Annotated in this window: 8 protein-coding genes and 1 pseudogene; all 9 read right to left on the reverse strand. The window is 65.0% G+C overall.

All coding sequences use genetic code 11. The features are described from left to right. Positions 1-816, reverse strand: an 816-nt coding sequence (locus tag ACLQ24_RS27400) for a hypothetical protein (RefSeq protein WP_425894627.1), incomplete at its 3' end; no start/stop codon positions are given. A 60-nt stretch (positions 817-876) separates the two neighbouring features. Then, entirely contained in the window at positions 877-1557 is a 681-nt protein-coding gene (locus ACLQ24_RS27405; protein ID WP_425894628.1) for an HAD family hydrolase, read from the reverse strand. A gap of 59 nt (positions 1558-1616) precedes the next feature. Further along, positions 1617-2378 (reverse strand): phosphotransferase, encoded by a 762-nt coding sequence (locus tag ACLQ24_RS27410; protein WP_425894629.1) that lies wholly within the window; start codon positions 2376-2378, stop codon positions 1617-1619. Then, a complete protein-coding gene (locus ACLQ24_RS27415) occupies positions 2375-3556 on the reverse strand; it encodes a hypothetical protein (protein ID WP_425894630.1) in 1182 nt (393 codons plus the stop codon). Before ACLQ24_RS27415 ends, ACLQ24_RS27410 begins: the two co-directional genes overlap by 4 nt. 13 nt (positions 3557-3569) lie before the next feature. After that, positions 3570-4610 (reverse strand): hypothetical protein, encoded by a 1041-nt coding sequence (locus ACLQ24_RS27420; protein ID WP_425894631.1) that lies wholly within the window; start codon positions 4608-4610, stop codon positions 3570-3572. A gap of 18 nt (positions 4611-4628) precedes the next feature. Continuing rightward, positions 4629-5276 carry a class I SAM-dependent methyltransferase gene (locus ACLQ24_RS27425; protein WP_167363390.1) on the reverse strand — a complete coding sequence of 216 codons (648 nt, stop codon included), beginning with the start codon at positions 5274-5276 and terminating at the stop codon, positions 4629-4631. Then, positions 5273-6379, reverse strand: coding sequence for a hypothetical protein (locus tag ACLQ24_RS27430; RefSeq protein ID WP_425894633.1), 1107 nt, complete (start codon positions 6377-6379; stop codon positions 5273-5275). The genes ACLQ24_RS27425 and ACLQ24_RS27430 overlap by 4 nt, the downstream gene beginning before the upstream one ends. Then, on the reverse strand, positions 6376-7434 hold the full coding sequence (locus ACLQ24_RS27435; RefSeq protein ID WP_425894634.1) for a monodechloroaminopyrrolnitrin synthase PrnB family protein: 1059 nt from the start codon (positions 7432-7434) through the stop codon (positions 6376-6378). The genes ACLQ24_RS27430 and ACLQ24_RS27435 overlap by 4 nt, the downstream gene beginning before the upstream one ends. Then, positions 7431-7682 (reverse strand): annotated as a pseudogene (locus ACLQ24_RS27440) (NUDIX hydrolase); the annotation flags it as partial. The pseudogene ACLQ24_RS27440 and the gene ACLQ24_RS27435, both read right to left, overlap by 4 nt.

The raw sequence follows: 7682 nt of genomic DNA on the forward strand, positions 1-7682 counted from the left end.
GCGACGCCGAACGATGGTGGGTTGGCGGCGTGTACACCGGGCCGATGCGCGCGACGCCGAACGATGGTGGGTTGGCGGCGTGTACACCGGGCCGATGCGCGCGACGCCGAACGATGGTGGGTTGGCGCCGGTGAGGTGCACCCGCTCTCCAGTCCCGTCGACCCAGAACCACAGCTGCCCGGCCCGCAGCCGGCGCAGCAATTCCATACGGTCGGGCACTTCGTGCGCGCTGGCACCGCGTTGGCGGCCCGCCTGTTCGTCGGCGTCGCCCATGAACGCGCCGAACCACTCCATGACCAGCTCGACGTCCTCCTCGGCCGCGAGCTCCAGTCTGCCGGACACGGGCACCGGACAAGCCAGCTCGCCGAGTTCGTGCAGCCGTGTGTGCTGGTTGACCTGGGCCCTGCCCCCGCCAAGGCGGGTCAACTCGGCGGCGCACAGCGCAACGGCAGGAACGGCCCCGTTGACCGCAAGCACCTCATCCCCGCGCTCGTGCAGCGCGCGAGCCAAGGCCACGGCCGCCTCGTCGGGCATCGGCAGCAGGAATGGCGGGTAGGGTGCGAACGGCGCCGCTCGCATACCGGCACCGACGATCGTGCCGGATGCGTCTCTAACCACCAACCACCAGTTGCGGTCGGGCTGCGCGATCCCATCGGCCTGCTGCGCCAACAGCCGGTGCGCGACGGTGGTCACCACCGTGCTGACCACCGGGTCGGCGGCCAGATAATCGCCAGCTACGGCAAGGAATTCGCCCGGAGCCGTGCAGAACTGCAGGCGTAGCAGGCGGCCAGCCAATCTGCGTCGTCCGATAACCACCAGCGCATGCTCCAGGAAGTCGGCGTCGGGAGGGCTAATGTTGTTGTCAATACGGAACAGCTACCGGGTCGCCGATCCTGCACTGCGGCGGCGAAAACAGTGGACGTTCACAACGTGCATGCCGGCCGCGTCGGCCGCTTGAATGCCTTCAGGCGAGTCCTCGTAAACGAGACAGGCCGAAGGTGCAGCGCCCAGTCGGCGCGCGGCGAGCTGAAACAATTCCGGATCGGGCTTTCCGCGCTGGGCATCCTCTCCGGTTACCAAATAGTCGAACAGACGCCGCAGGCCAGTGGCTTCGAGGCCGGCGTCGACGACTCTACGAGCGCCTCCCGAGACGAGAGCCAACGGGACTTCTCCATGGAAGCCCATCGCGAGTTCGACGACTGGAGCGAAGACTTCCAGGCCGGATGCCCTCTCGACAATCCGATCGATACATTCGGTAACGATGGTTTCGACTGGTGCAACGATACCGGCGACTCCAGCAAGCTCTGAGATCAACTCGCCACCAGAAGTTCCTATTCGAGAGGCATAGAACTCTTCCCGGAGATCGAGTCCCCATCGCTCACAGGCTTGAGACAGCGCGCGAAAGTTGATGGGGTGACTGTTGACGAGAGTTCCGTCCCAGTCGAAGAGCACCACTCGGTAACGGTCAAAGTCGACCGGCGGATAACCGTGATGACAAGGTTCCTGCGGCGAGCAAGAAGCTTTGACTGAAGGGTCACCTCCGGCTAATTCCAACATAACTTCTCCAAACTAGGCATAGTTGGCCGAATCCACAATTCCCCGTAGCGAACCCTAAATTACGTATAGTCATCAACGCATGCTCTCAACTCCCCTAGGCAATGCCGAGCAGCCGCCATATCTGGTGGAGCGGCGGTGATCGACGACATGAGACGACCGAGCAAGTGAACGCGACGGTAAATAGTCAGCGCTTGCTCGTTGAACGCAACCCCTTGATCATCAAGAAGATCGACTAATCGGGCTGGACGGATTCCAAGCGTACAGCCGACCCTGGCGTAGTCGAGGTCCGGATCGCCGTAGATGGCCAGTTCCCAGTCGAGCCCCGCGATGCCGGCAGAACCTTCGAGGAAATTTCCCGGCTCTGGGTCATTATGCAACAAAGATGGCATGGGTGGTTCGGGTAGTCGTAGATGGGCAACGGCGTCAGCGGTGTTTGCGACCTCGTTAAGCCCTTGGCTGACGAATACTTTTCGGTAGGAGACCAGGCGTTGACGGACATAGCCGTTCCATCGTGGCATGAGCGGCGCACAGAGCCGGCCAAAGCCGGGCCCGCCGAGCTCATGCACAGATCGCAGATAAGCAATTATTCGCCTTCCCGCCTCCTCAGTTCCGCCCGTCGTCGATCCGCGCAGCCGGCTCATTACAAGAAACTTCCGACTGCCGATACGACCGGAGCCTCGCTCGGACGGCGCCAATATGCCAGCGTCGCCGAGGCGCCGCAGAGCATCCTTTTCGTTCTCGGCTCGCCATGCTTCGCGGTACATCTTGATTACGGCACCCGGTAGGATTAGGAGCCGATTCTTGGCAGGAATCTGTTTCATGTGCGTGACAGTGCGTCTAGTCGATCCATGATGGCTGCCGTCACGTTCCGGTACGGAGTATCGGTACCGAAGCGGAGGTCCATGGCGGGTCGGCGCGCAAGCGCGTCGAGCACAGCGGCAGAATTGGCGGCCTGCTCGTCGGTCTTTCTGTGGCGGATACTCAACCAGTCGCACACGTAGATGTCGTCCCCGGGTGACATGCACTGGGCCGCCAAAAACCTCCGAGCTCGGCCGACTGGAGTCAAACACGAGTCGATCTTGTGGTTACCGTGGATGACCTGTGGGAAGACGATGAGCTCCACTGTCGCACTGGATAACAGCGGCGTGCCCGTGCGCTCACGCCACTCCTCGGGCAAGATGTGTAGCTTGTTGCTCCCCTGGAAGCTCTGCCAGTCCGAGCCAGATGCCGGCTTGGGACGGGCAAGGTTCCACCGGCTGGCGTGGCTCAAGCCGAGAGCGCTCAGCGTTCCGCCGTTGAGTCGGATGGGTCCGGGCATCGCGACGGCTCGCGGAGCGGCGTCCGGAGATATCGCGATCATGGTGCGGTCGTTGGAGAGGAAAGCTCCGTCGTCGGCAGCGGCGACGGCGAGGGCGAGGCTGGACTTGCCGGCGCCGGAGTTGCCTACGAACAAGATGCCGCGGCCGTCGATGGTGGCAGCTGACGCGTGTAGGCAGACCCAGCCGTCGTTCTCGGCCCGCCGGTAGCCGATCTCGCGGAGGTGCCGGGCGGCATTCATCGCCGCGTCCGCATCGTCGACCGTGATCACGGTGTAGCCGTCGGCGTGCCGAGCTACCACCTGAGGGGCTATCGCCGCACCGGTGTCGGTGACGAGCACCGGGCCGGCAGCAGTTCGATGCCACCTGGCTGGAGCCTGGGCATGCATCTTGACATGCCGTGGGACGCCTGCGGCGCGTAGACGGACGCGTTCGGCGAGCGCGATGACGCGGTTGGTGGGAAGGGCGATGGTTCGCATCGTCGCAGTGGACGAGATGGCTTCGTCATGCGCGTTCCACAAGGAGCTGCCCGGGGTGAACAGGCTCCTCGTGTACCTCGCTGTCGTGCTGGACGACGCACGGAGCTGAATGGCCAACCCGCTGAGCTCTACAGCGACGTCTTCCCTGCACCAAGCATCGAGGGCGGCGGGCGCGTCGCGACCCGCCAGGACGGCGTCGAGCATGGGCATCACTTCATCAATCGCAGTCATCGATCCGCCCGTTGTTGAGAAAGTGCTCGATCTTGCTCTGACCAAATCGGACATGGGGAATACCGGGGGCTGAGAGCGCATCAGCGACAGCGCCCGCTGTCGATTCCACGGCCCGGCGAACCGGCGGAGAGCCGGTGGTTGCGGGCGCCGCAGTGAGGCACGCTCCGTACTCGATTTCGACCTGCTGAAGCGTTCCCAGGTATGGGGCGAGGGTGCTCGTGTCTACCGTGATGGTTGACCAGTGGCCGTCCTGGTCCATTGGTGAAGCAACGTCCCAGGTGCTGCGTAGCAGCTGGCCAACCTTGTCGAGAGGCCTGCGACCGAGCGCATCGCTGACGAGGGCCAGAGCGTGTTCTTGGTCGGTCGCAGGACGGATTCTCTTGTGGAGTTGACCATCACGGAGGAACTTTGCCTTCGCCCACCAACTGCCGTCAGGGCGCGGCGTCAGTGCGGCGTACTCGCGCGGGCTGGAGCCGGCTGGCCGGTAGATCTCCGATCGCAGGATTCGCCGGTAGATGATGCTGTCGGATACGGGCGTTCCGATGGTCGACAAGTGCTCCAACAGGATACGGGCGACAGCCAGCGGGTTGATCTTCGCACCGAGGGTGATCTTGGTTTCGACTTCTGGACCTTGCGAGGGCCGTCTCCCGGGCCTCGGTACAGGGAAGTTCATTCCGGCCCGCTCGCCGACGAGGGCGTGAGCCCATCCGGTGACGTCGGTGGGCACGCCGGTTGGCATCTGGGTGTAGTGGAAGGCGACCAGCACTGCCGCGGCGGGACGCCACTGCGTGGTGGCGTAGAAGGTGGCCTGCCCCGTCGCTGCATCGACGTGGCAGGCCCACAACGGGACCCTGACGGCAGATACGTCGGGCAAGGGTTCCTGACCGTCGTCGAGCCGGCGCCACACCTGTTGGCGCAGTCTGCGTTCGTCGACGACGAGCAGAGGCCCGCCGGGAGGGTCTGGCATGCGGGTGAAGGCGATGTCCTGGTCGTTGGGACTGTCTGTGATGGCGGCGACGAGGAGCACGGTGTTCCCTTCGACGGGCTATACCCGGGTGAGGATGGCGCGCCACACGCTGCGTTGGCCCGGTTCGCCCGGACTGAGGTACTGCGTGACGTCGCCGCACACTGACAGACCCGCTCCGAGGAGAAGGCTCTCCAGGTCGTCGGGCGTCAGCAGGGTCATGTATTGGCCGTTCGGTAGGACGTAGACGTCGTCGCCGAGTGAGTCGAGACATGGGTCGAGGTGCCCGGCAGTGAATGTGTTCAGCGACAGAGAGCCTCCGACGGCGAGGACTCGGTGCAGCTCACGCAACGCGGCCCCGAGGTCGTCACGGTCATGAAGGTTGTGTAGGACACCGTGGCAGACGACCAGCGAGGCCCGTTGATCGGCAACGGGCATGTTGGTGACATTCGCACGGGCGAGTGCGACACGCGGCCCGGCGTGGTGGTCGCGGGCCTCATCCAGCATGCCGGGATGCAGATCGATGGCCAGGACACGGAAGCCTGCAGCCACCAGACTGGGCAGGTTCCGGCCCGTACCGCAGCCTACGTCGAGCGCAACGGCGCCGTCAGGTACGGGACTGCAGAGCAGGTTGGTCAGGTAGACAGGCGCCGAGAGTGCAGCGAAGGCTGAGACAGTGTTCGGATCGTTCCAGTAGTTGCCGGTAGGGGCCGGTCGTACACTCGTCACGATTGAGCTCCGTTATGGAGGCTGTAGCCGCTGTTGGCCGGCCGGCAGCGCAGGGTCCTCAGTTCCGCGTCCGCGAACGCCTGCTCACACGGGCCCGGAGTACGTGTAACGGCGCAGAAGGTGGGGCCGACCGAGGAAAGGGTAAGGACGTCAGCAAGCTGGTCACTGAAGATGTGTTCGAGTTTCGCGGCGGTGATGAGGAGATCTGGATGGGAGAACGCGCAGTTGGCGATGCTTCCCATCCGGAAGCGGTAGTCGAAGAGTAGGTGCCCCAGCGGGCGCAGGTCACCGTCGATGAGGGCGGGCCAGGCGTTGTGCAGGAGGCGGTAGGCGATCTCAGGTCCGTGTGTGCGGCCGGTCGTGATGAATCCATCGAAATGCCGTGCCTCGGCTGCGAGGCTTGCTCGTGCGTCCCAGTTCAAGGGTTCATGGGGCATTCCCAGCACGATGTGCATGCCGTCGGGCAAGGGAGCCTGTAGCAGTGGCACCTGAGCGCCGGCGATGACCTGGACGGCGCCGGGTATGAGCCCGACGGCGGCGGATCCGCCCAGACATTGCACAGGCAGAAGGTGGTGGAGGTCTTCGTCGATCTCCTCGCCGTGGTTGCGGGCGAGGAACCTTACGAGCCGGCGAGCGGGGATGGGACGGCCATAGATCTCGTTGACTGCCGCGGCCACGGCGGCTATCTGACCGCTGCTGGAACCGAGCCCGATGTGGGCGGGCAGGTCCGGGGCAGTGACCCGGACGCGTAGGCGCTCATGGACCCCAAGCACCGTGCGGATCAGTAACGCCGCATGTCGGGCCAGGACGGGATGGGCGCAGTCAGGTGTCGTCTGGACGGCGGGACCGTCGTCGACGATGCTGACCTCGACGTGGCGTGGCAGGTCGCACGCCACGAGCAGTTCACCGGCGAGGTAGGTGCCGTCCCCGTTCGGCACGATCTTGCTGGAGTCCAGAGCCATGGCATTGACCCGGCTCGGATAGGCCACGCGGACGCACGTCGTGACGGGCTGCGGTGGAGTCGTCGGGCTGGCAGGCAGCGTGGACCGCACTGCGCCGAGGGGAAACGTCGGGAAGTCGGTATCGATCGAGCGGCTGTTCACGCGGTGCTCCCAGGGTCGAGGAGGATACGGGCGCGCTTGGTTACGGCCACGAGTTGATCGAGGGCGTCAGTCGTGTAGCCGCCGCTGCCGAGAGCACCTTCATCGCGTATTGCCATGTTGGCCTGGGCGAGTTGGCGGTGTGGCAGGCGGAACCGCAGCAGATCGTCGATGAGCAAGCCGGTCGCGGTGCGCAGGTGCGGGTATCGGTGAGCGAGTCGCGCCAGACCCGGGTTGCCACGGGCCTGTTCGACGAGTGCGCGGTGGTGTGGCGGCAGGTAGATGACGTTGTCGTCGACGTATTGCTCGAACCAGCTGGCGAGCTCGCCGGTGACCGCTTGGTTGAGCAGTACGACATCGATCACGAGCAGGGGCATCTGGGCGCCGCCAGGCGCGTAGTAGGTTTGCCCGGCGATGGTGAGCGCTGGGAAGTAGGGGCGCAGGCGGCCAGTGAAGTACTGCGGCGTCAGGTCACGTTTGACGGTCACCAGGTGGGCGGCAAAGGCCCGCAGGTGGTGGTGCACGATTGCGGCGGCGGCCTTGGCTTCGTGTTGGTCGGCGGCCTCGGGCAGGTAGCGGCAGTGCTCAATTGCCGCGTCGAGGCCGCAGCTGGCGGCGGAGACCTCGTTGATGAAGAGGTGCTCGCCGGGCGTATCGGTGAAGGAACGCCGCCTGGGTCCGCGGGGGTTGCGGGTGCTGTATGAGTAGACGGTCTCACGTGGTACCTCGTCGGCGATGTTGCCCAGGTGGAGCATCGCCGCTTCGACCACAGGTGGTGCGAGGCCTCGGCCGGTATGGCGGGCGAGCGAGGCGGTGAGCATACCCAGGTCACGCAATGCCGCCCGAGCGGGGGCGGCATCGCGGATTCGGGCGGCATCCTGGCTGAGGTGTACGGCTCGGGTGTGCAGCCATGCGGTGTCGGCCGCGATGTTGGCTTGGGGCAGTGACCGCATCACGGCGTCGGCGCCGAGCGGGTCGAGCGCTGCCGTGCTCGCGTCGAGACCATGGGTGACCGTCATGATTCTCCCAGTTGTCCAGGTACGCCCGACGGTGATCAATAAGCGGGTTGATCGTCGCGGTAGCTCCACACCCGGCTGGGGCTGGCGCCATCGAGGTAGGCCAGCACGGGTTCGATCTCGGGCCGGGCGGCCGTGGAGGCCGCCAGGATCTTCTTGGCTTCGTCAAGCGGTAGCAGGACAGCGCCGATGACCTTGCCGTCCGGGTCATGCACGGCGATGTTGCCGTCCCAGTCGGTGCAGTCGAAGGTCAGGACGACTGTGGACGGGTACCGCTCGGTCGTGGTGTT

Source organism: Micromonospora sp. DT4 (genome assembly GCF_049841675.1).
GTDB lineage: Bacteria > Actinomycetota > Actinomycetes > Mycobacteriales > Micromonosporaceae > Micromonospora.